The organism is Ralstonia sp. 22111, from assembly GCF_052045895.1.
GTDB lineage: Bacteria > Pseudomonadota > Gammaproteobacteria > Burkholderiales > Burkholderiaceae > Ralstonia > Ralstonia wenshanensis.
In genome coordinates this window covers 1,036,019-1,060,873 of record NZ_JBQEPR010000001.1, presented here as the reverse complement: position 1 = coordinate 1,060,873, position 24,855 = coordinate 1,036,019, and the positions used below count along the sequence as shown (strand labels likewise).

The 24,855-nt window shown below is 62.8% G+C and carries 26 protein-coding genes, 1 tRNA gene, 1 pseudogene and 1 riboswitch; of the genes and pseudogenes, 7 read left to right on the top strand and 21 right to left on the bottom strand.

Annotated elements, in window-relative coordinates; genetic code table 11:
- Nucleotides 1-140: 140 nt before the first annotated feature.
- The 3 genes from ACTJK4_RS04990 (at nucleotide 141) to ACTJK4_RS04980 (ending at nucleotide 1,509) form a co-directional block, all read left to right on the top strand.
- On the top strand, nucleotides 141-467 hold the full coding sequence (locus tag ACTJK4_RS04990) for a DUF883 family protein (RefSeq protein ID WP_009238780.1): 327 nt from the start codon (nucleotides 141-143) through the stop codon (nucleotides 465-467).
- 140 nt (nucleotides 468-607) lie between these two features.
- Nucleotides 608-985 (top strand): phage holin family protein, encoded by a 378-nt coding sequence (locus tag ACTJK4_RS04985; RefSeq protein WP_024976342.1) that lies wholly within the window; start codon nucleotides 608-610, stop codon nucleotides 983-985.
- Nucleotides 982-1,509 (top strand): DUF3318 domain-containing protein, encoded by a 528-nt coding sequence (locus ACTJK4_RS04980; protein WP_232042231.1) that lies wholly within the window; start codon nucleotides 982-984, stop codon nucleotides 1,507-1,509. Before ACTJK4_RS04985 ends, ACTJK4_RS04980 begins: the two co-directional genes overlap by 4 nt.
- Nucleotides 1,510-1,574: 65 nt before the next feature.
- On the opposite strand, the gene ACTJK4_RS04975 is transcribed toward ACTJK4_RS04980, so the two are convergent.
- Nucleotides 1,575-1,940, bottom strand: coding sequence for a hypothetical protein (locus ACTJK4_RS04975; protein WP_260802864.1), 366 nt, complete (start codon nucleotides 1,938-1,940; stop codon nucleotides 1,575-1,577).
- Between the two features lie 421 nt (nucleotides 1,941-2,361).
- Between ACTJK4_RS04975 and ACTJK4_RS04970 the strand changes: the two are divergent.
- A pseudogene (locus ACTJK4_RS04970) lies at nucleotides 2,362-2,547 on the top strand (ABC transporter permease); the annotation flags it as partial.
- A 1-nt stretch (nucleotide 2,548) separates the two neighbouring features.
- Entirely contained in the window at nucleotides 2,549-3,010 is a 462-nt protein-coding gene (locus ACTJK4_RS04965) for an NUDIX domain-containing protein (protein WP_232042228.1), read from the top strand.
- 144 nt (nucleotides 3,011-3,154) lie between these two features.
- Here the strand turns inward: ACTJK4_RS04965 and ACTJK4_RS04960 are convergent, their stop codons facing one another.
- The 17 genes from ACTJK4_RS04960 to ydfG form a co-directional block, all read right to left on the bottom strand.
- Nucleotides 3,155-3,640 (bottom strand): nucleoside 2-deoxyribosyltransferase, encoded by a 486-nt coding sequence (locus ACTJK4_RS04960; protein WP_440816473.1) that lies wholly within the window; start codon nucleotides 3,638-3,640, stop codon nucleotides 3,155-3,157.
- Nucleotides 3,637-4,701 (bottom strand): LacI family DNA-binding transcriptional regulator, encoded by a 1,065-nt coding sequence (locus tag ACTJK4_RS04955; RefSeq protein WP_440816470.1) that lies wholly within the window; start codon nucleotides 4,699-4,701, stop codon nucleotides 3,637-3,639. The genes ACTJK4_RS04960 and ACTJK4_RS04955 overlap by 4 nt, the downstream gene beginning before the upstream one ends.
- Nucleotides 4,702-4,780: 79 nt before the next feature.
- The gene (locus ACTJK4_RS04950; RefSeq protein ID WP_260802867.1) at nucleotides 4,781-5,755 is read right to left on the bottom strand and encodes an NAD(P)-dependent oxidoreductase; all 975 of its coding nucleotides are present in this window, start codon (nucleotides 5,753-5,755) and stop codon (nucleotides 4,781-4,783) included.
- 4 nt (nucleotides 5,756-5,759) lie between these two features.
- Nucleotides 5,760-7,040, bottom strand: coding sequence for an MFS transporter (locus ACTJK4_RS04945; RefSeq protein WP_440816466.1), 1,281 nt, complete (start codon nucleotides 7,038-7,040; stop codon nucleotides 5,760-5,762).
- Between the two features lie 59 nt (nucleotides 7,041-7,099).
- On the bottom strand, nucleotides 7,100-8,089 hold the full coding sequence (locus ACTJK4_RS04940) for a sugar kinase (RefSeq protein ID WP_440816463.1): 990 nt from the start codon (nucleotides 8,087-8,089) through the stop codon (nucleotides 7,100-7,102).
- A gap of 29 nt (nucleotides 8,090-8,118) precedes the next feature.
- Nucleotides 8,119-8,889 (bottom strand): sugar phosphate isomerase/epimerase family protein, encoded by a 771-nt coding sequence (locus ACTJK4_RS04935; protein ID WP_440816460.1) that lies wholly within the window; start codon nucleotides 8,887-8,889, stop codon nucleotides 8,119-8,121.
- Nucleotides 8,890-9,147: 258 nt separating this feature from the next.
- Nucleotides 9,148-9,223, bottom strand: a tRNA-Lys gene (locus ACTJK4_RS04930).
- Between the two features lie 52 nt (nucleotides 9,224-9,275).
- On the bottom strand, nucleotides 9,276-10,391 hold the full coding sequence (locus ACTJK4_RS04925; RefSeq protein ID WP_440816458.1) for a YeeE/YedE family protein: 1,116 nt from the start codon (nucleotides 10,389-10,391) through the stop codon (nucleotides 9,276-9,278).
- A gap of 6 nt (nucleotides 10,392-10,397) precedes the next feature.
- The gene (queC, locus tag ACTJK4_RS04920; protein ID WP_440816456.1) at nucleotides 10,398-11,072 is read right to left on the bottom strand and encodes a 7-cyano-7-deazaguanine synthase QueC; all 675 of its coding nucleotides are present in this window, start codon (nucleotides 11,070-11,072) and stop codon (nucleotides 10,398-10,400) included.
- 162 nt (nucleotides 11,073-11,234) lie between these two features.
- A complete protein-coding gene (gene ybgF / locus ACTJK4_RS04915) occupies nucleotides 11,235-12,020 on the bottom strand; it encodes a tol-pal system protein YbgF (RefSeq protein ID WP_316868565.1) in 786 nt (261 codons plus the stop codon).
- Nucleotides 12,021-12,088: 68 nt separating this feature from the next.
- Complete coding sequence (gene pal, locus ACTJK4_RS04910) at nucleotides 12,089-12,610, bottom strand: peptidoglycan-associated lipoprotein Pal (RefSeq protein WP_232042219.1); 522 nt, start codon at nucleotides 12,608-12,610, stop codon at nucleotides 12,089-12,091.
- Between the two features lie 29 nt (nucleotides 12,611-12,639).
- The gene (gene tolB / locus ACTJK4_RS04905; RefSeq protein ID WP_232042218.1) at nucleotides 12,640-13,944 is read right to left on the bottom strand and encodes a Tol-Pal system beta propeller repeat protein TolB; all 1,305 of its coding nucleotides are present in this window, start codon (nucleotides 13,942-13,944) and stop codon (nucleotides 12,640-12,642) included.
- 67 nt (nucleotides 13,945-14,011) lie between these two features.
- A complete protein-coding gene (gene tolA / locus ACTJK4_RS04900) occupies nucleotides 14,012-15,040 on the bottom strand; it encodes a cell envelope integrity protein TolA (RefSeq protein WP_260802873.1) in 1,029 nt (342 codons plus the stop codon).
- Nucleotides 15,041-15,092: 52 nt separating this feature from the next.
- Nucleotides 15,093-15,527 (bottom strand): protein TolR, encoded by a 435-nt coding sequence (tolR, locus tag ACTJK4_RS04895; RefSeq protein WP_092971767.1) that lies wholly within the window; start codon nucleotides 15,525-15,527, stop codon nucleotides 15,093-15,095.
- A 12-nt stretch (nucleotides 15,528-15,539) separates the two neighbouring features.
- Nucleotides 15,540-16,232 carry a protein TolQ gene (gene tolQ / locus ACTJK4_RS04890; protein ID WP_004629517.1) on the bottom strand — a complete coding sequence of 231 codons (693 nt, stop codon included), beginning with the start codon at nucleotides 16,230-16,232 and terminating at the stop codon, nucleotides 15,540-15,542.
- Nucleotides 16,229-16,633 (bottom strand): tol-pal system-associated acyl-CoA thioesterase, encoded by a 405-nt coding sequence (gene ybgC, locus ACTJK4_RS04885; RefSeq protein WP_440816449.1) that lies wholly within the window; start codon nucleotides 16,631-16,633, stop codon nucleotides 16,229-16,231. The genes tolQ and ybgC overlap by 4 nt, the downstream gene beginning before the upstream one ends.
- Before the next feature lie 69 nt (nucleotides 16,634-16,702).
- Entirely contained in the window at nucleotides 16,703-17,455 is a 753-nt protein-coding gene (ydfG, locus tag ACTJK4_RS04880; RefSeq protein WP_440816447.1) for a bifunctional NADP-dependent 3-hydroxy acid dehydrogenase/3-hydroxypropionate dehydrogenase YdfG, read from the bottom strand.
- A gap of 139 nt (nucleotides 17,456-17,594) precedes the next feature.
- A riboswitch (ZMP/ZTP riboswitch) is annotated at nucleotides 17,595-17,724 on the top strand.
- 134 nt (nucleotides 17,725-17,858) lie between these two features.
- On the opposite strand from ydfG, the gene glyA reads away from it, so the two are divergent.
- Together glyA and nrdR are read left to right on the top strand one after the other, a co-directional pair.
- Nucleotides 17,859-19,106 carry a serine hydroxymethyltransferase gene (glyA, locus tag ACTJK4_RS04875; RefSeq protein ID WP_232042215.1) on the top strand — a complete coding sequence of 416 codons (1,248 nt, stop codon included), beginning with the start codon at nucleotides 17,859-17,861 and terminating at the stop codon, nucleotides 19,104-19,106.
- A 125-nt stretch (nucleotides 19,107-19,231) separates the two neighbouring features.
- Nucleotides 19,232-19,696, top strand: coding sequence for a transcriptional regulator NrdR (nrdR, locus tag ACTJK4_RS04870; RefSeq protein WP_004629525.1), 465 nt, complete (start codon nucleotides 19,232-19,234; stop codon nucleotides 19,694-19,696).
- Between the two features lie 74 nt (nucleotides 19,697-19,770).
- On the opposite strand, the gene ACTJK4_RS04865 is transcribed toward nrdR, so the two are convergent.
- From ACTJK4_RS04865 to ACTJK4_RS04855, 3 genes are all read right to left on the bottom strand, one after another.
- On the bottom strand, nucleotides 19,771-20,391 hold the full coding sequence (locus ACTJK4_RS04865) for a hypothetical protein (RefSeq protein WP_440816442.1): 621 nt from the start codon (nucleotides 20,389-20,391) through the stop codon (nucleotides 19,771-19,773).
- 66 nt (nucleotides 20,392-20,457) lie between these two features.
- Entirely contained in the window at nucleotides 20,458-24,180 is a 3,723-nt protein-coding gene (locus tag ACTJK4_RS04860; protein WP_440816440.1) for a pilus assembly protein, read from the bottom strand.
- A gap of 71 nt (nucleotides 24,181-24,251) precedes the next feature.
- The gene (locus ACTJK4_RS04855; RefSeq protein ID WP_232042212.1) at nucleotides 24,252-24,854 is read right to left on the bottom strand and encodes a pilus assembly PilX family protein; all 603 of its coding nucleotides are present in this window, start codon (nucleotides 24,852-24,854) and stop codon (nucleotides 24,252-24,254) included.
- Between the last annotated feature and the right edge of the window lies 1 nt (nucleotide 24,855).

Genomic DNA, 24,855 nt, shown 5'->3' with positions numbered 1-24,855 from the left:
GGACAATGACCGAAGCCTTGATCCATCGCAGTGCGCGCGACGCGAGCGCTTGAAGTTTCGCAGTGCTCACACATATGCTAGCGAATAAGCGCATCGACAGATTGACGATTGAACTACCCCCCGACACCGAGGACCCGACCATGACGAACACTTCCCCCAACCTGGCCGATTCCGTCAATAAGGAGAAACTGATGACCGACGTGAAGACTGTACTGTCCGACGCTGAAACCCTGCTCAAACAAGCTGCCTCCAGCAGCGGCGAAAAGGCCGCCGAACTGCGCGAGCGTGGCATGGGCATGCTCCGCCAAGCCAAGGAGAAGGCGCAGGATCTGCAAGACGCGGTCGTCCACAAGAGCAAGGCTGCCGCACGCGCCACCGATGACTACGTCCACGATCATCCGTGGCAAGCCGTGGGCGTGGCGGCCGGCGTGGGCCTGCTGATCGGCCTGCTGCTCAACCGCAAGTAACCCGCAGCACCCTTTCTGGCCGATGGCGCGCGCCCTGTGGATCGCGCCATCGGCCAGTTGCATTTTGGGGGCTCCATTCCGGGCATGGCGCGTGCTGGGTCCGCAGTGGCGCCATTGGCCTCGCACCTTTTCCACACCTCATGACCGACGACACCAGCCCAAAGCTGTTCGCTTCCTTGAAGAAACTGGCCGGCACGGTCGTCTCGATGCTGCAGACGCGGCTCGAGCTGGCCAGCGTCGAACTGGCTGAAGAAAAAGAACGGCTACTCGGGACCGCCTTCCTGGGCATGTTGGCCGTGAGCCTCATCGGCCTGTCCATCATGACACTGACGGCGCTGGTGGTCATCCTTTGCTGGGATACGTATCGCTGGCAGTCCCTTGCCGTAATGGCAGCGCTGTATGCGCTGGGCGCGGCGGCGTGCCTGTGGAAGGTACGCTCGCTGCTGCGTAACGCCCCGCCGCTGTTCGAGGCCACGCTGGCCGAGCTCGACAAAGACCGGGAGATCCTGCGCCGATGACCGATCCCACCGAACAAACGCCGTCGCCCGGCCCGTCTATGAACGAACCCGCATCGAGTGCGCGACATCATGTGCGGCCATCACGCCGCGGCGCCGAAACGCGCCTGCCACTGAGCGTCCGCAAGGAACTGCTTCTGACACGCGCCGCGCTGGAGCGCTACGACTACGCTCAAGCCCGCAACGATGTACATCGCGCCGCCAGCCGTACCTTCAGCCTGGGCGGCCTCGGCGCGTTGCTGCCCAGCGTCATTCGCCCGCTCGCGCGCCCCAATGGCCTGATGCGAGCGCTCGGCATTGCGCGTGAATATCCGCTGGTGGGCACCGCGCTGTCGCTCGCGTATGCAGGATTGCGCCGCACCGTCATCGGCCGGATCACGCGCAAGCTCGGCAAGGTCGGAATCTTGGCCGGAGCGGCTTGGTGGGGCTACAAGAAATGGCAAGATGCACAAGGCGAGCCGGTCAGTACGGCAACGTCTGCGTCTAATGCCGATGCGAACGAGATCATTCCGGGCAGCACCTCCTGAAAGGGCTTCCCGCGCGTCAAAAAGGCCGGAGCAATCCGGCCTTTCTTGTTTGCGGCAGCGCAATATCAGTGCAGCGGAATCGGATGGCGCATGCGCTCCCAGCGCCGGGCCATGTTCTGGCGCAAACCAGCGAGCCCGTGCGGCTGCTCCGTCGCCTCCACCGCCGCGGAAGCCGGTTGCTCTGTCACGTCCGCGTCATGCCCGATGCGCCGCCGGCCATGCCACATGAGCGCGCCGCTGGCGGTCCAGCCGATCACGAACAGCGTGTCACCCACGTGCCGAAGCGAGTCGGGCGACGTACCCGCGTGGAAGATGGCGCCGAGCATATCGGGAGGCAACTCCGCGCAGATCCAGAGAAAAATGGCTGGCGCAGATGCAAAAACTCCCGGCTGCCACCACGGGTGGGCAACCTGCACTTTGTCGGTCTCCATGGCGCCCTCCATCTCTTCTTATAGTGATGTTTCGATCGTATGCCCGGTATGCGCAAATGGCGACCCGCCCGCGGCTGAATGGCATGTCGGATTCGTCCGACATCGGCCACCGGCCAGCTCATTCAGGCTGCTCCGTTTGGGCTAGGGGGCATTCCGCATGGCACGGGGATGGCGTCACGACGCGGCGACGGCACAGCGCCTGCGCACGCGAGTTCAGGATTACGGCGGAGGAGCCCAGCCTCCGCTCATATGCATAATGCATAAGAGCCGCGCATTGATGCCGTACTGTACGCAACACACTCGCCCCACCATGCTGGCCGCCTCCCATCTCCAACGCCGCGATGCACGCACCGGCGTCACGCTGCTGCAACCTGCCACGCTTGCCGTGCAGGCCGGCGATCGCATTGCGCTGGCCGGGCCCTCAGGCGCGGGCAAAAGCGAGCTGCTGCAGGAGGCTGTGCGCTACCAGCTCATCATCATGTTCCTGCTGGCGGCGTCTTCGGGGCTGGGCACGGTCGCGGTTGTGCTGCTGGCCTATCGCCGGTTATTCAGCCGCGAGCACCAATCGCTGACCGCACGCATCACGCAACGCTCCGGAGCGAAATAACATGCCGATCGCCCTGTCCTGCGGCCTCGTCCTGCTCAACGAAGATGGCGATGTGCTCCTCGCCCACGCCACCGAGACGCGCCACTGGGACATCCCCAAAGGCGCCCCCGACCCGGGCGAAAACGATCGCGACGCCGCCCTGCGCGAGACGCGCGAGGAAACCGGCCTCGTGCTCGACAGCCACGCACTGATCGAGCTCGGCCGTTTCCCCTATCGCCGCGACAAGGAACTGCACCTGTTCGCCACGCGCCTGCGCCGCGCAGAAGTTGCACTCGACACGCTCACGTGCACATCGATGTTCAACAGTTATCACACCGGCAGACTCATCCCCGAGATGGATGCGTACCGTTGGACCACAGCGGACGAGGTGCCGCAGTATGCAAGCCAATCGCTCACGCGGCTGTTTGCACAGACGTTGACGCTGGCGAGTATTGATGCCCGCCTGGCCGAGGCCGGGCTGTAGACGAACGGGCCCTAAACCGGCACGTCACCTTCAAAGTTCGCGCGATGCAACGTGCGCCGATCTTTGTCGGGGCAGCCTGGCGCGAAGTGGATGGCCTCGCCTGCCCGGAAGGAAGCAATCCGCAACCGCATATCCAGCTCGCAACTAGGCGTAGTGCGCACGCATGCGCTCCAGGCACACGCGCACATCGCCCACGACGAGGCGGCAGCTGCAAGCGATCATGAGGTTGCGCGGCAGGCCGAAATCCTCCACGGCCCAGCCGTCTGCATCGTTGCCATTGGTGTTCGGCACCTGACCGACCAGCGGCACGTCAGGCACGTTGTAGCACCACACGTCTTTGCCGCGGGCGATGGCGTAGCCGATTTCAAAACACGTACCGGAGTCGGGCTCGTGGCCGCGAAAATCCGCCACGTTGGCGAGCACCGCGTCGGCCGAGTCGATTAGTGTGATGTTCTGGCGGTAGATCTCCGCGGCGGTCGCAAAGCCATCAGCCTGCGGGGCGATCGCGTTGTCGAGCGGATACAGGCCGATGAAGCCGAACTCCGCGCACAGCGCCTTAAGCGCTTCGCCATGCACGATGGGTTCGGGGCGGAAAACGTCCGGCCCGGCGAGGTAGAGACGCAACGTCATGACGCGGCCTGCAGCGAACGCAACGTGGAAGCACGTTCGACGAGCGTGCCCGGTAGCAACACGACACGGGCGTCGCCGCTCACACCTTCGATGCGCTCATGCACGAATTCGACGGCCTTGTAGCCGATGTCGTACGTCGGTTGCCGGATCGTGGTGATGCCGATCAACTCCGCCCATTCCGGATCATCGATCGACAGCAGCGCCGTCCGCTCCTGCCAAGCTGGGCCAAATTGCGTGCGCAGATGCCGCACAACGACAAGCGCAACCGGCGCGTTGGCGATAAACAGCGCCAGTCGCTTTCCCCCCTGCTGGTGCGTTGCATCGATGCGTGCATCGATCTCTGCCAGCGCACGCTCGACTGAGGCCGGATCGGTTGGGTCCAGCACCACGGTCGGCTCCGCTGGACGCCCTGTCGCTGCCATCGTTTCTCGGAAGGCGAGTTCGCGCTCACGCCGCGAACTGACCTGCTCAAACGGCTGCACGATGAACTGGATGAAATCGAAACCGTGATCCAGCAAATGCTGCACACCCAACCTGATGGCGTCGTGGTTATCGAGGCCCACCAGGTCGGCGTCAAACCCTTCGACCGTGCGATCCACCAGCACGGCAGGAATGCCGCCGCCCCGCAGCGGACGCAGCACGGCTTCTTCCGCACCGAGCGCGTTGACGATCAATCCCTCGACTCGGTACGTCGTCAGCAACTGCACGAACCGGCGCTCCATCTCGATCTCATTTGCGGCGTGGCAGATGAGCGGCATGTAGCCCAGCGCGTGGCAGGCTGCCTCCACGCCTTGCAGCACTTCGATCGTATAAGGATTGGTCAGGTCAGCCACCAGCATGCCGAGCAGACGGTTGCGGCCGCGCTTGAGACCGCGCGCCATCTGGTTGGGCCGGTAGTTCAACCGCTGGATGGCGGCTTCGATGCGCTGTCGCAGATCTTCGGAAAGGACTTGTGTCTCTCCATTCAGATAGCGGGACACGCTGGTCTTGCCGGTTCCCGCTTCGCGGGCCACATCGGTAATGGTCGCAGGGCGCGAGGAAGAGGATGGGGAATCAGTCACGATGCGCTTCAGAACGGTCCGTCGGCGCGAGGGGCCGGAGCCAGGGTGCGAGGATCATAGCGCAATCCCGGTACTCGACTCATGAAGCGTGAGAGGGTTCCAGTACCTGCGGATTGACCAAGTTCTCACGCAACGTGCCAGCCAGCGCCTTGACCAGGTTGTCGGCGGCGCAGCGGGCCATTGCGTGTCGCGTCTCGTGCGTTGCAGAGCCGATATGGGGCAATGCAACTACGTTCTTCATGGCCAGCAGTGGCGAATCGGCGGCCAGCGGCTCGTGCTCGAACACGTCCAACCCCGCGCCGCGGATCGTGCCGTTGTGCAATGCATGGATGAGCGCTGCCTCGTCAACGACGGGCCCACGCGACGCATTGATCAGGACCGCGCTGCGCTTCATCTTCGCCAGTTCTGCCGAGCCGATCAGGTGCTGCGTTTCAGGCGTCAGCGGCACCTGCAGGCAAACAAAATCGGCTTCGGCCAGCAACGTGTCGAGCGTCACGCGGCGCGCGCCGTACTGCGCTTCGGCCTCGGGATGCGAGTGCCGGTTCGTGTACAGCACTCGCATACGGAAACCTAGCGCAGCACGGCGAGCCACTGCCGCACCGATGCGACCCAGCCCGACGATGCCGATCGTCTTGCCCTGAACATCCGTGCCGTAAAGCTCGGGCCCGATGCTGCGCTGCCAGTTGCCTGCCCGGACCCACTCGGCCAGCTCAACGACGCGACGCGCCGACGCGAGAATCAGCGAAAACACGGTATCGGCGGTCGACTCGGTCAACACATCCGGTGTGTGCGCCAGCGCAATGCCACGGTGCGTGAGATCGGGCACGTCGAAATTGTCATAGCCGACGGAGATCGTGGACCATGCCTTGAGCCGGGGCGCGCGGTCGAGCATCTGCGGCGTGATCTTCAGGCTCGCACCGATCGCGCCCTCGGCGTTGGCAAGCGCTTCGGTCAACGCCGCAGCGCCGTCGACCTGCACGAGTTCGACATGCTCGTGCAATTGGGCGACGACATCGTCGGGCAATGGCTTATAGGCAACGACGAGAGGTTTCATCAATTCATTTTCCAGGTAGGGGGTGCGCGAGCGCGTAAGCATCACGCGGTTGCGGCTTGACGCAGAGCGTGAGGATCACGGCCGCAAAAAGCGCGGCGCTCATGAATGCGTACGACGCCAGCGGCGAGCCGGTGGCACCGTTCAGGTAGCCGACGAAGTACGAGCCGACAAACGAACCGAGGGCGCCCATGCTGTTGATCAGCGCCATCGCACCTCCCGCGACGTTCTTCGGCAGCAGCTCCGGCACGATGGCGAAGAACGGGCCATACGGCGCATACATCGCCGCGCCGGCAATGACGAGCAGCGCGTACGACAACCAGAAGTGCGTTGACCCGAGTGCAAACGATGCAGCAAACGCCGCAGCGCCCACCAGCAGGAACGGCCAAACGAAACCGCGCCGCGAACCGATCTTGTCCGACGCCCACGACGCCGCAAGCATCGCGATGGTGGCGGCAAGATACGGCAACGCCGACAGCCAGCCCGTCTCGACCATGCCGAGCGACGAGCCATTCTTAACGATGGACGGCAGCCACAGCACGAAGCCATAGACGCCGATGCTCCAGCAGAAGTACTGCGCGCACAGCTTGACGACGACTGGCGAGCGGAAAGCCTCGCCGTAGTTACGCATCGGTTTGATGGCCGCCTGCTCCGCCGCCAATGCCTGTTCCAGGTCGCGCTTTTCCTGTGTGCTCAGCCACGATGCCTGCGCCGGCTTGTCCTGCACCAGGCACCACCAGCACACGGCCCAGATGATGGCGGGCACGCCCTCTGCGATAAACATATGGCGCCAGCCGAACTCGCGCACGAGGTAGCCGGACACCACCGACATCCAGAGTACCGTCACGGGATTACCGAGAATCAGAAACGTATTCGCGCGCGAACGCTCGTGCTTGGTAAACCAGTTGCTGATGTAGATGAGCATCGCAGGCATGACGGCCGCCTCGACCACACCCAGCACAAACCGGATCGCCAGCAGCGAGGGAATGTCACTCACGACGCCCGTCAGCGCCGCGCACAAGCCCCATAACACCAGGCTGATGAACACGAGTTTCTTCACGCTCCGGCGTTCTGCGTAAATTGCGCCCGGAATCTGGAAGAAGAAATAGCCGAGGAAGAACAGCGCGCCGATCAACGACGACAGCCCCTGGCTGATCCCCAGATCGTGATTGATGCCGGCCGCTGCCGCGAAGCCGTAGTTCGCGCGATCGAGGTAGGCCAGGCTGTACGTGATAAAGACGATCGGCATGATCATCCACCAGCGCCGCGCCGCGAGTTGCGTTGCCATGTTCGTGTCTCCTTTGATGGTTTGCGTTGCCCGCGAAGGGCGGCAGTCGAAGCGCTGCGTTACACGCTGGGAATGGGTTCCGGCTCGCATACAATGCGCGCCGCTTGCTCAAGCACATCAAGCTCAGCGCGAGTCGGCAGGCCTTCGGAATCCCCGATCACTTGGATCGCCAGCGCGCCGATACGGTTGCCGCGCGCAACGGCCAACTCGGGTGACTGCCCTTCGAGCAGAGCGCTGACAACGCCCACGGCAAAGCCGTCACCCGCGCCCACCGTGTCGACAACGCGCTCCACACGCACACCCTCGGCGATGCCTTCTGCTCCGTCGGCGGTCCGGTAGTACGCGCCTGCAGCACCCAGCTTGATGGCAACGCCACGTGCACCTTGATCGAGATAAAAGCGCGCGATATCGGCCGGGTTGTCATAGCCGGTCAGCTGCTGTCCCTCGGCCAAGCCAGGCAGCACCCAATCGGAAAGGGCCGCCAGCGCGTTCAGCGTGCTCACCATCTCCGCAGCGGAAGGCCACAGCGTTGGGCGCAGATTCGGATCGAACGAGATTGATCTACCGGCCGCGCGCATCTCTTGTGCAAGGTGAAACGCAAGTTCGCACGACGATGCGGAAATCGCGGGGGCCACACCCGTGAGATGCAGATGGCGAGCACCGAGCACATAGTCGGCCACATAGTCGGCGCAGGAGAGGCGGCTGGCGGCCGATCCCTTGCGGAAGTACTCCACACCCGGGTCGCTGCCATCGTCAGCACGCGACTTCAACTGGAAGCCGGTCGGATATTGCGGGTCCACCACCACGCACGAGGCATCGATCCGTTCGCGCGCCAGCGTTTCCAGCACATATTCGCCGAAGGAATCCTGCCCCACTCGGCTCACATAGCCGACGCGAAAGTCGAGGCGGCTCAAGCCGATGGCCACGTTCAGATCGGCACCCGCGATGCGCTTGGTGAATTGCGTGGCCTGGGCCAGCGGCCCGGGCGCAGTCGCTACGAACATCGCCATGGCTTCGCCGTAGGTGATGACATCCAACATCTGTGACATGCGTAAGCTCCTTTGATGTCGAGTCACAGTCAGGCGGCCTTGAGCCACCTGACATGCTGATGGGCATCGGCGGCGAGATCGACCGCGTCGAACGGAAATTCGATGCCGCGCGGAACATCGCCCGGCAATGCTGCCAACACAGCGGCGAACCCCGCATCGTTGCCCGCTGGCGCCACCGCAAAGCGGCGTGCCCCCTCACCTGCGACGCTCTTGCAATGGATGTATTCCACATAGGGGGCCAGGGCTCGCGCACACGCCAGCGGCGCTTCACCCGACCACTCCCAGTTGCCAACATCGAATGTCATGCCCAGCATGTCGGCCAGACCCGCGCTTCCCAATGCGTCGAACAAACCTCGGAACTGCGCGAGGGAGCCGCCCACCGTCTGCTGACCGTTCTCAACCAGCACCCGGGGGCGCCAGCCTTGCAGCAGTTGGGCCAGCACTTCTGCCGACGCATCGCCGGCAAACCCGCCAAGCTGGAACTTCACGATGCGCGCGCCCAAGGTTTGCGCTTCCGCCAGCGCGCCGCGAATAGCGGCAGCATCCAGAGCGCCGTCGTCCGTGTACAGCGTGGCCGGCGTCGAATAGACCGCCCAGAGGCCATGCGCGGCAATCAGCCGGCCCAAGGCAGCGAGGAGCTGCGCCGAAACCGTGCCATCGAGCCCAGCGGGCAAGAGTTCGCGCCGCACCTCGAAGCCGGCCGCGCCGACCGATGCGGCCACGGGAACATAGGCGTGATGCCCCTGCTCGAGCACGTGGGCGGCGCCAAACGCGCTCGCCACGATCACGATATCTGCCATTTGTGCGCTTTTCTCCGTATGGAACCGGTTCCAATGGAAGATATGGTCGTTGCTGCAGGTGAGGAGCGCTATAGAGGAAATCCCTAGCGGCGCAGGCGGAAAGCGACGCGGCGGTCAGGTGATGACGCTATCGGGAAGGCACACCGTGCTATCGATGTGGATGCTCGACCACGCAGAGAGCGCCCGAGGAGACGAAGTTGGGCGGAAGGACAGCCAAACAAAAAGGGCCGACAGTCGCCTGTCAGCCCTTCGAATTTTTGGTGGGTCCTGCGGGATTCGAACCCGCGACCAATAGATTAAAAGTCTACTGCTCTACCGACTGAGCTAAAGACCCCAAAGACCGCGATTATAGGAAGATATCCGCGCCTCTGTCAACGCCCCTCCGGTCAGACAAGCCGCTCCATCCGCCACATCTGGTAGCGGAACGCCAGCACCGCACCGATTACGATACCGGCCAGCGCGATGAACGAGCCGATCGCCAACGTCGACACGCCCGACAGGCCCTGCCCGATCGTGCATCCCAGCGCCGTGACGCCCCCAATGCCCATCAGGATGCCGCCAATGATGTGATTGCCCGTGTCCTCGGCACTGGCAAAGCCTTCCCAGCGGAACGTGCGCGTGGCCAGTGCCACCACCGCCGAGCCAGCAATCACCCCCAGCACGCTCACGATGCCGACCGTCAGCACCTTCGACGTATCGCTGAAGAACATCAGCCACTCCAGCGTGTACGACACCGGCGCAACGAAGCTCAGCGCTTCCATGCGGCCGCTATTGGTCGCCACAAACGCTTCCTGCAGCGTGTTCGGGTCTTCCGGCACGTAGCCGAGATGCCCCGACACATACCACATGCCGACGATGACGAGCCCGACGCCGATGCCGCCGAGCAGGTTGTCGCCCGTGCGGAAATCACGCGCGAGCAGCGCCCACAGCGACAGCGCCCCGCCGATCATCAGCGCCAGCACCAGGCGCAGCATGCGCACATCGGTGGAGAACGCGTGGCTCAGCACGCTGGGCAGATCCTGCGACGTCGGCAGCGCAATGGCAACGCTATCCACCGTGGCCACACGCACCACGCCAAATACGCCCTTGAGCGTCATGTATGCCGCCAGCCCCAGGAACACGAACACCACGACCGACTTGAGATTGCCGCCGCCGATGCGCACCAGCGTCTTGCTGCCGCAGCCCGAGCCCAGCACCATGCCGAAGCCGAACAGCAGCCCGCCCACGAGCGACGACAGCCCCAGCAGCTTGCTTGCCGTGTAGATCGTCTTGCTTGTATCGATCAGGCCAAGCCAGCTCAGGCACCCCGTGCCGATCATGGCCACGCCGATGGCCAGCGCCCACATGCGCAACCGGTTCCAGTCGCCGATGTTGACGACGTCGGACACCGCGCCCATCGTGCAGAAGTGCGTGCGCTGCAGGATCGCGCCAAACACGAACGTAAGCGCGAACGTGGCCCACAGCACCGTGTGGGACAACGCGTTGAGGTCGATATCGGGCATGGTGCGTTAGACGTAGCGGGTGGGGTCGGGCACGCCGGCGGCTTCAAACCCCGCCTTGCGGATACGGCACGAATCGCACACGCCGCACGCGCGGCCGTCGTCGTCGGCCTTGTAGCACGACACGGTCAGGCCGTAGTCCACGCCCAGCCGCACGCCGGCCTGGATGATCTCCGCCTTGGTCATGTTGATGATGGGTGCGTTCACGCGGATGCGCTCGCCTTCCACGCCAGCCTTCGTCGCCAGGTTGGCGAGCGTTTCGTAAGCGGCAACGTATTCGGGGCGGCAATCCGGATAGCCGGAGTAGTCCACGGCATTCGCGCCAAAGAACAGGTCACGCGCGCCAACCGCCTCGGCCCAGCCAAGCGCCAGCGACAGCATGATCGTGTTGCGCGCCGGCACATACGTGATCGGGATGCCCGACTGCGCACCGTCGGTCGGCACATCGAGCGCATCGTCCGTCAACGCGGAGCCCCCGAACTTGCGCAGGTCCAGATCGACAATTTCATGGCGCACTGCGCCCAGCGTCGCCGCCACTTTCTTGGCCGCTTCCAACTCGGAGGAGTGGCGTTGGCCATAGCGCATCGACAGCGCGTAAGTCTCAAAGCCATCGGCATTGGCCATGGCGAGCACGGTGGCAGAGTCCAGCCCGCCGGAGAGCAGGACGATGGCGCGTTTTTTCATGGGCGAAGCCTTGCGAAGCAAATCGGGAAGGTCCGCATTTTAGCGTGCCGCCGCCCTGCCCGCGCCGGATGCGGCATATGCCCGCCATTCGGCGCCCCATGAAAAACGCCCGCCGGTGCAGCCACGGGCGGGCGTTTGTTCATATGCCGTGCAGCTTGCCGTTCAGCGCATCGTCTTCAGACGGCTTTGCGCGGTCTTGGCCTGCTCGGTACCGGGATACTGCGAGACCACCGATTCCAGCGTCTTGCGTGCGGCCGCCTTCTGGCCCGACTCACCCTGGTTGGTCGCCACCTGCAGCAACGCATCGGGCGCCTTCGGATGCTGCGGGTTGCTGCGTGCCATGTTCTCCAGCACGTAGCTCGAGCCCTTGTAGTCGCGCTGCGCATAGAGCGCATTGCCCAGCCAGAACTGCGCCAGCGGCAGATACGGGCTTTGCGGATACTTCTTCACGAACGCCGAGAACTGGTTGCCCGCGCCTTTGAAGTCGCCACTCTGGAACGCCTTGAGCGCGGCGTCGTATTCCGGCTTCTCGTTCGGCTGGACCATGCCTTCGCGGCCGTCCACCGTCGCTTGCTGCGGCTCGAACTTCTTCAGGCGCGCATCGAGGTCGGCGTAGTAATCCTTCTGCTGCTTGGTCAGCGTATCGACGCTGTTCTGCAGGACTTCGTTCTGCCCCCGCAGGCGAGCCACTTCGGATTTGAGCGTTTCAATCTGGTTTTGCGCATCGATCAGGTTCTTACTGTTCTGATCGATGCGCTGGGCCGCCGTCGACTGGAAGTTGTTGAACTTGTCGCGCATGTCGATGATGGCGCGGCGCGCCTCATCGTCGTCAAACACCCCCGCTGCCGCCGGGCCGGCCATGGTGAGGGCGCCACCCGCGACGAGCGTCGCCATCAGGATGGCCCGACGCGTGGCCCCATAAGCGCGCTGTTTCATCATCGTATTCATGTGATTGCCAACGTAAGAACGCCGGCCGCAACCTCGCAGCCGGCGCGTTCCACTTCAAACCGTACCGATCAATAGACGATGTCGGCGCGGCGGTTCTGTGCCCACGAGTCTTCGTCGTGGCCGGTCGCTTGCGGCTTTTCCTTACCCAGGCTCACGGCTTCCATCTGGCTATCAGGCACCCCCATAGACGACAGGGCGCGACGCACAGCCTCGGCACGCTTCTGGCCCAGTGCGAGGTTGTATTCGCTCGTGCCGCGCTCGTCGGTGTTGCCCTGGATCAGGATCTTGCGCTGGTTATGCGATTGCAGGTAACGCGAGTGCTGACCCAGCAGGCCCTGGTACTCCGGCTTGACCGAGTAGCTGTCGAAATCGAAGTAGATGCTGCGCTTGGCCAGCGGGCTGTTCGGGTCGGTCAGCTCGTCACGGCCCACGTCCACCGGGGTCACCGTGCGGGCATCAGCGCCCGTGCCGGCGGCGCCGCCCGTACCGTTCTTGGCGGTGTCATCGAGCTTCACGCCCGAGCTGCAAGCGCCCAGGGCCAGCAGCGCGGCAATGGCTGCGAGTTTGATCATGGTTTGGGACTTCGACATGTCCGATTTCTCCTAGTGGAACAGCTTCGTTATTGCATGAAAGGACCCCACGCCGGCTCACGAACTTCGCCGGCCTGGAGGGAAAGAACCTGACGCGTACGGCCATCTGTCGACACGGCGGCCAACACCGATTTGCCGCCAACGCGCGTGGAATACAGGATGAACTTGCCGTTGGCAGCGAAGCTCGGCGATTCATCGTGCGATGTATCCGTCAGCGCGTTCACGTCGCCGTTGGACAAGTCCTGCGTGTACAGGCGGAACGCGCCGCCCACACGCGAGATGTACGCCAGCAGCTTGCCGTCCGGCGACACACGCGGGCTCGTGTTGTAGTTGCCCTTGAACGTCACGCGCTGCGCACCGCCCGCCTCTTCGCCGTCAACCGACATGCGATAGATCTGCGGGGCGCCGCCACGATCGCTCGTGAAGTAGATGTAACGGCCATCCGGCGAGAACGACGGCTCCGTATCGATGGCGCTGCTGCGGCTCAAGCGGCGCAGGCCAGAGCCATCGGCGTTGACCAGGTAGACCTGCGTATTGCCATCGCGCGAGAGCGACACCGCCACGTGGCGGCCGTCCGGCGACCAGGCCGGCGCCGAGTTGTTGCCCTTCTGGTTCGAGATGACCGTGCGGCGGCCTGCCACCAGGTCATGCACGTACACCACCGGCTTTTTGCTCTCGAACGAGACATACGCGACCTTGGTGCCGTCCGGCGACCACGACGGCGAGATGATCGGCTCATTGCTCGTCAATGCAATCTGCGGGTTGGCGCCGTCCGAGTCGGAAATCTGCAGCTGGAAGCGGCGGCCGACCTTGGACACATACGACAGGCGCGTCGCAAAAATACCGCGCTCGCCAATCAGCTTCTGATAGATGTAATCGGCAATTTCGTGCGCGGCCAAGCGCAGTTGACCAGGGCCGCGCGTAAGCGACAGACCGCCCAGGCTTTCGCCCTTGGCCGTGTCGTACAGGCGGAAGCGGATTTCGTAGCGATCGCCGTTGCGGGTCACGGTGCCGCCCACGAAGGCTGCGGCGCCCTTGGCTTTCCATGCACCCAGGTCAGGTGCCGGGCTTTCCGGCACCACGGCGCCGGCCACATCGACGTTTGAGAAGCGGCCGCTGCGCACCAAGTCTGCCCGGACAATCGCCGAAAGGTTTTGCGGAGCCTGCGCCTCACCCTGGAAGTTGGCGATCGCGATCGGGTACTGGCTGGCGCCGACGCCCGAGATCTCCACGTTGAGCTGGGCATGGGCCACGCCGGCGCTTGCCGCAGTCAGCAGCAGTGCCTGCGCTGCGCGTCGGAACATCGGGATCCACATCGTTCGCATCATGTTCATCTTCCCTACTATCAAATCCGGAATCTGAGTACCGTTGGCCGACGCCGCATAGGCGAGCACCGACCCGTTATTCCTTCGGCCGGAACGTCAGGATGACGCTCGACGGCGCTTTGCCATTGGTGTCGCGAGGCAACGGATCAGAGCGCTCGACCGCGCGCATGACAGCCTCGTCATAGGCACCGTTGCCGCTCGATTTCGTCAGCCGCTTGGACAGGATCGAACCGTCAGGCGCCATCTGCACCGACACGACCGCCGATGGGTTGCCATTGACGGCCGAAGGATCGAACAGGATGTTCGGCTTGACCTTGGCTCGCACACGCTCGGCATACCCTGCCGATGCTGTACCACCCGTGCCCTGAGCATTGCCGACACCACCGCCAGAGCCCGCCACCGTGCCAGTCGCACCCGCACCCGCCATTGCGCGCAGCCGATCCAGCTGCGCCTGGCGTTGCGCATTGGCGCGCGATTCATTCGCCTTGCGCTCGGCATCGGCCTTGGCCTTGGCTTCTGCAGCGGCCTTCGCTTTCAACTCCTTCTGCTTCGCTTCGGCTTCCGCCTTGGCTTTGGCTTCGGCCTGGGCTTGCAGTTGCGCATTCTTGCGAGCCTGCGCCGCGTCCGCCGCGGCCTTTTCAGCTGCCTTTTCCTTGGCCTGCTGTTCGGCCAGGGCCTTACGTTGGAGTTCCGCCTGGCGGGCCTGTTGCTCTTCCTTCAGACGGGCCTGACGCTGTGCTTCGGCGCGGTCTTCCGCGGCTCGGCGGGCAAGCTCGGCCTCACGGGCGGCGGCAGCCTCCTGCTCACGCTTGCGCTTCTGCTGCTCCAGCGCGATATCGGCTTCCTCTTCCACCTTGGCCGGCGGCGCCTTGATCACCGGTTCCGGCTTGACCTCAGGCACCGGCGCGGCCTGCTGCACGGCCTGCTGAACCGCCGCCTCGTCCCACAACTCGGCCTCTTCGCCGCGCGGGGTGCTGCTCTGCCACTGCACGCCAAAGTACAGAAAGATGATCAGCAGAACGTGTGTCAGGACCGCCAGCCCGAACGCGCGCAGCGTGCCACGCTCGCGCACAGGCTCATAACGATGCAACGACGTCGTAGTCATGACGTTCAGGTTGCCCCGCCTTGGTTCGTCAACGCTCGGTTCATCAACGTGCTCATGACGATTTCACCATCAGGCCGACGCGCTTGACGCCATCGCCCTTGAGCACGCTCATCACGGTCAGCACGCGGTCGTATTGGACCGACTTGTCGGCGGCAATCACGACGGGCTGATCGGGATTTTCGTCAGTGCGCTGCTTCACAAATGCGCGCAGCTCGTTGTTGTTGGCGAGCTTCTGCTCGATTGCTCCCGAACCTGTTTTGACGCGAGCAAGGATCGTGCCGTCACCCTTGATGGTCACGACGATGGGCGGCTGGGTCTGTTGCGGCGTGGCGTTGGCCACCGAGGGCAGATTGACCACCCCTGGGTTCACCACGGGCGCCGCCACCATGAAGATGACAAGCAGCACCAGCATCACGTCGATGTACGGAACGACGTTAATGTCGGCCTTGGCCCGTCGGGCGCGGCGCGTTCGCTGGATGGTAGCCATGAGCGCGGCTCCTTAGCGCGTCTGGCGCTGGAGGATGTTCGAGAACTCTTCCATGAAGCTCTCGAAGCGGTTGGCCAGGCGGTCCATCTCGGTGGCGTAGCGGTTGTAGGCAATCACCGCCGGAATGGCCGCAAACAGGCCGATGGCCGTAGCTACCAGCGCTTCGGCAATACCGGGCGCCACGGCCGACAACGTCGCCTGCTGCACGTTGGACAGGCCGCGGAAGGCGTTCATGATCCCCCACACGGTCCCGAACAGGCCGATGTACGGGCTAACCGAGCCGACGGACGCCAGGAACGGCAGATGCGATTCCAGTGAATCCATCTCGCGCTGGTAGGCCGCACGCATGGCACGGCGGGAAGCATCCAGAATGGCGCTCGGATCGCCGCCACCGCGCTGCAGCTCGCGCGCCTTGAGGTATTCGCGCATGCCGGCTTCAAAGATGCGCTCGAGCGCCCCCGTCGTGTGGCGGTTGTTGGCAGCGCTCTGATACAGCGCCTGCAGGTCGCCGCCGGCCCAGAAATCGCGCTCGAACGATTCGGTCTGGCTGCGCGCGGCGCGCAGCGCAAACGCTTTGCGGAAGATGTACGTCCAGGAGAACAGCGACATCACCAGCAGCAGGCCCATGACGAATTGGACCAGGAGGCTGGCGTGCAGCACCAGCGAGACGATCGACAGATCTTGTGTGACCTCGACGGGATTCATGCGGCGGCTTTGATGGTTGCGAGTACGGGAGCGGGAATCGGGGTCGGCCGGAAAGTGAGCCGGTCGACACATCCAACACGAATCGTGCCTGATGCGAGCAAAATGTCGCCGCGCCAGCCTTCCTGGGCGAATTGGACCGACGCGGGGCCGACCCGTTCCATACGCGAACGGATCTGCAGCAGGTCGTCCAGGCGCGCCGGCGCGCGGTAATCCACAGCGGTGCTGCGCACCACAAAAATGGCCCCGGTCGTATCGGCCAGCGCCCGCTGGTCGACCCCAAGCGCGCGCAGCCACTCGGTGCGGGCGCGCTCAAAAAATTTCAAATAGTTGGCGTAAAACACCACGCCACCCGCGTCGGTATCTTCCCAATACACGCGCAGGTTCCAGTCAAAAGAAGCCATCGGGTAATTTTACCAAGACGCAAGTGACGGCCAGCCATCCACCGACCGGCCGAGGGCTTGCGCTGGGATTCAGGCCATGCCTCGCGTCACGCTGGTGGCCGAGAATGACTGGCAAACGGGCATCAGCTCCATCGCGTTGACATTGAAGTGCGCGGGAAGCGCCGCCATCCAGTAGACGGCCTCGGCGATGTCGTCGGCGGTCAGGGCTTCCGTGCCTTCGTAGACCTTCTCCACGCGGGCATCGTCGCCCTTGAAACGCACGTTGGAAAACTCGGTGCCGGAGCAAAGACCTGGCTCGACGTTCGAGACGCGCACGCGCGTGCCGGTCAGGTCTGCGCGCAAGTTCAACGAGAACTGGCGCACGAACGCCTTGGTCGCGCCATACACGTTGCCGCCCGGATACGGGTACGTCCCGGCGATGGAGCCGATATTGATAATGTGACCGCGGTTGCGCTCAACCATGGCCGGAAGCAACGCACGCGTCATATGAACCAGTCCGGAGCAGTTGGTACCGATCATGCGGTCCCAGTCGGACAGATCAGCGCGCTGGGCGGGTTCGAGGCCCAAGGCCAGACCGGCGTTGTTGACCAGCACGTCGACTTCGCGCCAGCCCTCGGGCAGCGTACCGGGCAACGCGGCAACGACATCGGCATCCAGCACGTCCAGCACCAACGGCAGCACGGCGTCGCCCAATTCAGCCTTGAGCGCGTCGAGACGGTCCTGGCGGCGGCCTGCCGCGATCACACGATGGCCTTCTCGCACGAAACGCCGCGCGATGGCCGCGCCGAACCCGGCGGTTGCGCCGGTCACGAATACGATCATGGAAGTGTCTCCGGACCTTAAGAAAGCGAAAGATCAGAGTTTACCTGAAGCCTTGAACCGCATTGCACAGCAATGTGCGTGTCTGCACGCTCGCTTCTTGCGGCGACCATGGGGCTGTCGTACACTCGCGGGCAACCATTCCACCTTGCGCGACTGGCGAATCCTGAAGCTGCTTTGAGCGGCTTCGACATGTGGGCAGCGACCACGAGGAAGCGCAAGGTTTCTGGCGTCATGCACAACGGCGCCTGCCGCTCGCCTGGGCAGCGAATGGGAAGCACAGGGTGACTTGGACACCCGCTGCAGTCGGCCAACACCGAGCGCAGTCGTTCAAGCCGCGCGCATGTTTCCCCACGCCTCGCCCGATCTCCGCCTTTTCCGTTTCGTTTCAGACCAGACACTCGCCATGTTCGAACGCAGCCGCTATACGATCGACCAGATCGATCCCGAAATCTTTGCCGCCATCCAGAAGGAAAATCAGCGTCAGGAAGACCACATCGAGCTGATTGCCTCCGAGAACTACACTTCGCCGGCCGTGATGGCCGCGCAGGGCTCGCAACTGACCAACAAGTACGCCGAGGGCTACCCCGGCAAGCGTTACTACGGCGGTTGCGAATATGTAGACGTGGTGGAACAGCTCGCCATCGACCGCGTGAAGCAGCTCTTTGGCGCGGAAGCCGCCAACGTGCAGCCGAACTCGGGCTCGCAGGCCAACCAGGGCGTGTTCTTCGCCGTGCTCAAGCCGGGCGACACGATCATGGGCATGAGCCTGGCCGAAGGCGGCCACCTGACGCATGGCATGGCGCTCAACATGAGCGGCAAGTGGTTCAACGTTGTGAGCTACGGCCTGAACGCGCAGGAAGATATCGACTACGACGCGCTCGAAGCCCTGGCGCAAGAGAAGAAGCCGAAGCTGATCATTGCCGGCGCATCGGCATTTGCGCTGCGCATCGATTTCGAGCGCATCGGCAAAATCGCCAAGTCGATCGGCGCGTACTTCATGGTGGACATGGCGCACTACGCTGGCTTGATCGCCGCAGGTGTGTACCCGAACCCGGTGCCGCACGCTGACTTTGTGACGACAACTACGCACAAGAGCCTGCGCGGCCCGCGCGGCGGCGTGATCCTGATGAAGGCTGAGCACGAGAAGGCCATCAACTCGGCGATCTTCCCGGGTATCCAGGGCGGCCCGCTGATGCACGTGATCGCCGGCAAGGCAGTGGCCTTCAAGGAAGCCCTGTCGCCAGAGTTCAAGGCTTACCAGCAACAAGTCGTGAAGAACGCGGCAGCCATGGCCGAAACGCTGATGGCCCGTGGCCTGCGCATCGTGTCGGGCCGCACGGAAAGCCACGTGATGCTGGTCGACCTGCGCGCCAAGAAGATCACCGGCAAGGAAGCCGAGAAGGTGCTGGGTGACGCACACATCACCGTCAACAAGAATGCGATTCCGAATGACCCGGAAAAGCCGTTCGTGACGTCGGGCGTGCGCCTGGGTTCACCGGCCATGACAACGCGCGGCTTCAAGGAAGCCGAGGCCGTGACGGTCGCCCACCTGATTGCCGATGTGCTGGACAACCCGCACGACGAAGCGAACATCGCCGCCGTGCGCGCCAAGGTGGCCGAGCTGACCAAGCGGTTCCCGGTCTACGCCTAAGGCATCCGCTGATGGCCGGATCTCCCGGCCACGTAGTACCCTGCCGCGATGTGCCTGCCCAGGCCATCGCGGCGTTGTTCTTTTAGCGCAGTGCGTTCTTTGAGGTTGCCGAGGAGACCACCGGCATGAAATGCCCCTTTTGCGGCCACGCGGCCACCCAGGTGATTGATACCCGCATGTCGGAAGAAGGCGACACCGTGCGCCGCCGCCGCCGCTGCGAATCCTGCGACCGCCGCTTTACGACCTACGAACGCATCGAGCTGTTCTTTCCCGCCGTCGTCAAAAAGAACGGCAGCCGCGTCGATTACGACCGCAACAAGGTCAAGGACTCCATGCGCCTTGCGCTGCGCAAGCGCCCCGTTTCCGCCGAGGCCATCGACGAGGCCATCGCCCGCATCGAAGAAAAACTGCTCAGCCACGGCGAGAAGGAAATCGGCAGCGACCGCGTGGGCGAGCTTGTGATGCGCGAACTCAAGCGGCTGGACAAGATCGGTTACATCCGGTTTGCATCGGTGTACCGGAGTTTTGAGGATCTGGCTGAGTTTCGAGACGTGCTGGACGAGGTTGCGGCGACGAACGTGCGGAAATGAGTTTCTCGCAAGACGTCCTCTCTCGGGTCACCGTCATCGAAGCTGCTATTCCATCAAACTCTCGACCCAGAGCATTAGGAGGACGCCGGTAGGCCGCTTTCGTTGGATGGTTCAATCTGGAACTCCAGTTCCCTTACCGCGGCCACATCCGCTCCCAAGCGCTTAGCAGGAACAAAGCGCGTCTCCATGAGAATCAAAGCCAACCTGGCTGCGGCGGCACGATTGTCATCGCTCGCGCGGACGATTTCAGCGCGCACAACCGCACCATCAACGGCGATATAGACGCGCAATGTTATCGGCGATGAGTTTGCGACTAACGCCATCACGTCCAGAAGTTCAAGTGTGCTAGCCGGCAAGGCTTGGCGATCCACTTCCGTCGACGCATAAAATCGCATCTCGTCGGCCTCCTCTGACGACGCCGTCGTCGACGGAGATTCTTCCGACCGGTCGCCTGCAGCCTTAAGCGGCGTACCACCCCGCTGCCGCGAAAAGGGGGCTGATTGCTTACCTACGCCCCTCCGGCTGTTCGCACTGGCTTCATCACCCGAAGCCTCCGCCGGCGGACCGACGAATAGCACCCGGAGACCTGCTTCGCCCTTGTCTTCTGCTGCCCGAGGTTGCCATACGCTGGCAGCATGCAGGAAAGCCAAATGGCCCGTCACTGCAACAGCGCAGGCGATCCAGCTGCGCCTCATATCACCTATCTCGTCTTGGCGCTGAGCGCTCGGTCGCGGTACCGCATCGTCATCGTCGGTTCACCGTTAGTCGGCCGTAGGCACTTCACGCCAGTTGATCTGACGAATAGCCTGCACCACCGTAGGAACCAACGGCACAGAATTGATCGCGCTATTGTCTGTACCGGCCTCCAGCCGGACCGAACCATTGACGTTGAGGTAGGACAGATCGACCACCAGCCCACCACCGGTGTAGTACGGCTGCAGCACGCCAAAACTATTAACCACGCGGCTGATGCCAGTGCCGATGTCCAGAGAGAACACGCGATTGGTACCGGATGGATTACACGCGTCGCCGTTTGGCAAATTGGCGGCAAACGACACCGTGCCGAAGTTGGAGACCGGCGCCACGTTAACGCGTTCCGCCACGCCATTGGACGACTGGCCGAGGTCGACGTAATAGCCCATGACCGATGTCGGAGCGCTACCAATCCCCTTCAACAGGTTGGGGTCCGCATTGAGATCCTTGCGTTGAATCGGAAACGTGACGCCGCTCGGAAGATCGGTGCTGCTGTTGAAACGCTGGACCACGCCGTCATAGATCACGTAGAAGCTCTGCGTCTGGCTGCTGGCGATATCGGTACTGCCGAGTAGCCGGCCGGTACCCACCATGACGTAGCGCTTAAGCGAGTTCGGCTGAATCTCGATCAGCGGCGGCGTCGTGACAGGCTGTGCATTGCCGCTCGGGTCGGTGAGCTTCGCAATCTGGGTGGGTGCCGGATAGGCGCCGCTTGTTGCCGTGAGGTCGAAACGCCAGACGTTGCCCAGCAGATCGCCCGCATAGATGGAGTCTGCCGTGTTGTCGGTGTAGTCGGCAACATACGCGGAAGCATATGCAAGGCCCGCGGGACTGCTTGCAGAGCCGACACCCGTCGAAATCGACTCCAGCAAGGCGCCCGTCGTCGGGTTGAGGATAAATAGCCAGCCCATGCCATCAGCGTTGTTGTAGCCCGACGGCACGGCAACGATCCAGCCGTACTTCTTGGTCTTCACGACGATCGGGTCGCCATAGGTGAAGCCCAAGGTACCCTGCCGCGCGTTAGAGGGACCACCGAACTCCCACATCACTTTGCCGGCGAGTGCGGTCTCGGTGGTGATCGTCGTGGGGTCTGTAATGTCGAGCGCGTAGTAGCCCTTGCCACCCTTGCCCAGACCGCCGATCAGCATCGTGTGCCAGTCTGAGGTACTCGACGAAGACGGCTTGGCACCACCCGCGCGCGCGAGGTCGATATCAAACGCCTGCGGCGTGGCATCCACCATCGCATGGTGGACGAAATTCGTACCGGCCAAACCCAGCGATGCCAGGCCATTGACAGTGGGCGTGCATGTGCCTGAAGAGCACGGTCCTTGGTAGAGGAAGCTCGGCACGTAGGCAAACAGTTCGTTGCCACTGGTTGTACGGCCGACGGTGCCGTCGAATGCGTGCATCATGCCGTCGTTTGCGCCGACGTAGACCACCGGATTGCGACTGGCATAGGAGCTCTTGAATGATGCATAGCCCGGGTTGGTTGCACTCGACAAGACAGCGACGGGAGGACCCACCGCGTCGACTTTCGAGCCCACGATATCCCCCAACAAAAAGGCACGCTGGCGATAGACCGCCTTGCCGTTCGTGCCTTCGTTGCTCTGGTCTCCGCGCAGGTAATTCAGGAAGTCCTGGTTGTTCCAATTCTTCACGGCCGCATTGCTGAGTGCGCTCTGGTTGGTCGTGGTCAGCTTCGCGAATTGGAATGGCACACCTTGCGCAGCCCCGGTTGTATTGCTCGTGGCGATCAGGCGTGATGAGCTTGATTGGCCAGCGAGTTGGGCTTGTGCAGACCATGCCTTCGTCTGCGTGGGCAGCCCAGTCTTGGCATCAAAACTAAGCGAACTGCCGACGACGTCCCCGGTCCAGGTTGAAGAATTGTAGGAAGCTGAATACCCAATGTTGCCGGTCAGACTCACATTGGCGGAAGAGACTGCCAGCGCCGTCGTGGCCGCTTGAATGTCGTTGGAGATGTTCTGGAAGGCAGAATTCAGGCCATTCACCATCAGGTCTGCCTGACCCGCCAGATAGTAGTTGTCCGGCATTGGCTTGCCGTTGGGGTCCGTGTTGCCACTCGCGTTCCATAGCGACTGCGCCAGCGCCCTAGTGTTGCTCGTGTTGTAGTTGCTCGGGACACTGAAGCCGCCGTACTTTGCCGCCAGCCAGAATTGGTTCTGGTAGCGGTATGTTTGGTACTCCTGCACATCCAGCCAATAGGTAGAGATGGTCTGGATCTTGGACTTGTTACCCAGGCTGTCCTTAAAGTCGTTCGGGCGAATGTCCCGCACGTGCGAATCGTAGGCAAGCCCGGCCATCAGGTAGGTATTGCCGTTACAGCACGGCGGCGAAATCTTGTTGAGATTGCCGATGCCTTCCATTTGCCCCACGAGGTTGGTCGCGGAATCCACATTGACCGTGGTATCGCTCGAAACCTCGGAGGGCAGCGCCGGTTCGTTGCTACTTCTGATCGTACTGCCTGGCAAATTGGCATCCGCATGGGTATTGATGTCACCGATGCCCAGGATGTAGTTCTTCTGGCAGGAATACTGGATGGGGTCATCCCATGTCTGGATGACCGGGAATCCGTCTATCTGGGCAGTCGTGGCGTTGGACGAATAGCTGGCCACGTTGCCGAGGTTCTTGTAGTAGCGGATGCCCGCGTAGTACAGCTCGCCAACGGGGTCATACGTCTTATAGTTTTGCGAGGTCGAGCCGAACTTGTTGAGGTAGTTCATGACCCCGCTGTTCGTCACCCCGGTTGCCGTGGCGTCGGAAGTGTCGGGGTTGCTAACCATCGTGCCGTCCGTAGCGCTCCATTCCGCCAGCGTATTGGTCGTGGGGTTCTTGCCTGGAACCGGCTGCGTGGGGCCAATGAACTTCATCCTGGCACGCAGCACCCCGCCATCGCGCTTGATGCTCGAATCGTTGAGGTAACCGAACGCGCCAAAGCGGATGCGCTGCGAGTACTGCTGCATCAGGCCTTCCGGCTTGTAGTTGCTGCCGTACTTCGTGCAGTTCGCCTCGGGCCGCGATGGGTCGCACACCTTCACACGCACATAGACCGACCACACCTTGGATGCATTGGGCGACGGGTCAGAACTGTAGGTATTGACGGTATCCGAATCCAAGTTACCCTTATTGGTGAAATACAGTTTGTTCCCGGCACCGTAGATGCGCACGCCGATACTGTTCCAACTGAACGGCGTAATTGCAGCCACGGTTGTGCTGCCGCTGATGGTGCGGTTTGGGGTTTCACCCGAGCCGCCCTGCCCAGAGGCCCAGGCCTTCTCAAGCACGGTCAAAGATGCCGTATCGGTGACGCGGTAGCCGCCCGTCAGCGCCCATCGAAATGGATCGATGGTCTGCATCGCCGCCCAGTTCAGGAATGCGCCGCTCCAGTAGTTGTTGCCACTGGCACACTGATAGCTGCTGTTTGCAGCCGTTGCCGGAACGAAATAGTTGTTGGCGTCAACGTTGGCGTCGTACTGATACGTATAGCACTTGAGCGGATCGAAGTAGCCCAGGTACTTGACCCCCGCCGAATAGCTGCTGACGTACGCAATGCTATTGGCGGTCGGATACTCAACCGACAGCGAGAGCAGCAGATTGCCCGGCACCGACACTGAGCTGAAGAGCGGCTGGTCGGCCAGGTCGGTTTGTGCCGCTGACACCAGAAGCGCAGGCAGCAACAAGGCGCTTGCAACCAAGCCGCGCAGGAACGTCATAACGGAAGGGCTCCGCGAAGCGCTGGCCTTCCAACCTCGGTCACGAGTAGGGTGCATGGCAGTTCAGCAACTCAGAGAGAAACAGTGGTCTGGAGGAAGGTCTGGCTATTGCGCGGCCCATCGACCCGCACGCTGATACGGTAGACAGGCACCGAAGGCGGCTGGGCCTGACCCCGATACGGCAGAACAGTCCCCCCCTTGGCGGAACCGATCGAACTGACCACGCAAGCATTGGAGGGGTCGGTCGAGCCTGTGGCGTTACAGAGGCGATCGATCATGTAGTAAATAGTGATGCCGTCGCCGCCATTGATCTTGGTGTTGGCGACCGGGGTATCCAAGGCGACCAGACTGTTTGGCAGGCCATGCTTGTCCGTCGGCTGCATGGTGGCGTAATAGCCGCTTGCAGCCTGGTTGCTCTGGCGCGTCAATTCCTGGTTGAGTGCGCCGCTGGTCAGGGCCGCCTTTGCGGCGACGATGCCCAACTCACCACGGTTGGTCATATCCCGCTTGAACGCGAGGTTGCCCGCGTTGAACAGGGCGGCATCGGACGACCGGAACAGCGCAACGGTGCCGATGGCCAGGATGACCACGGCAATCAGCGCAATCAGCAGAACAATGCCGGACTGACGCCGCCGCAAGGCGCGATTCGAACGAAACTTGAGCGTGGTTGGCATC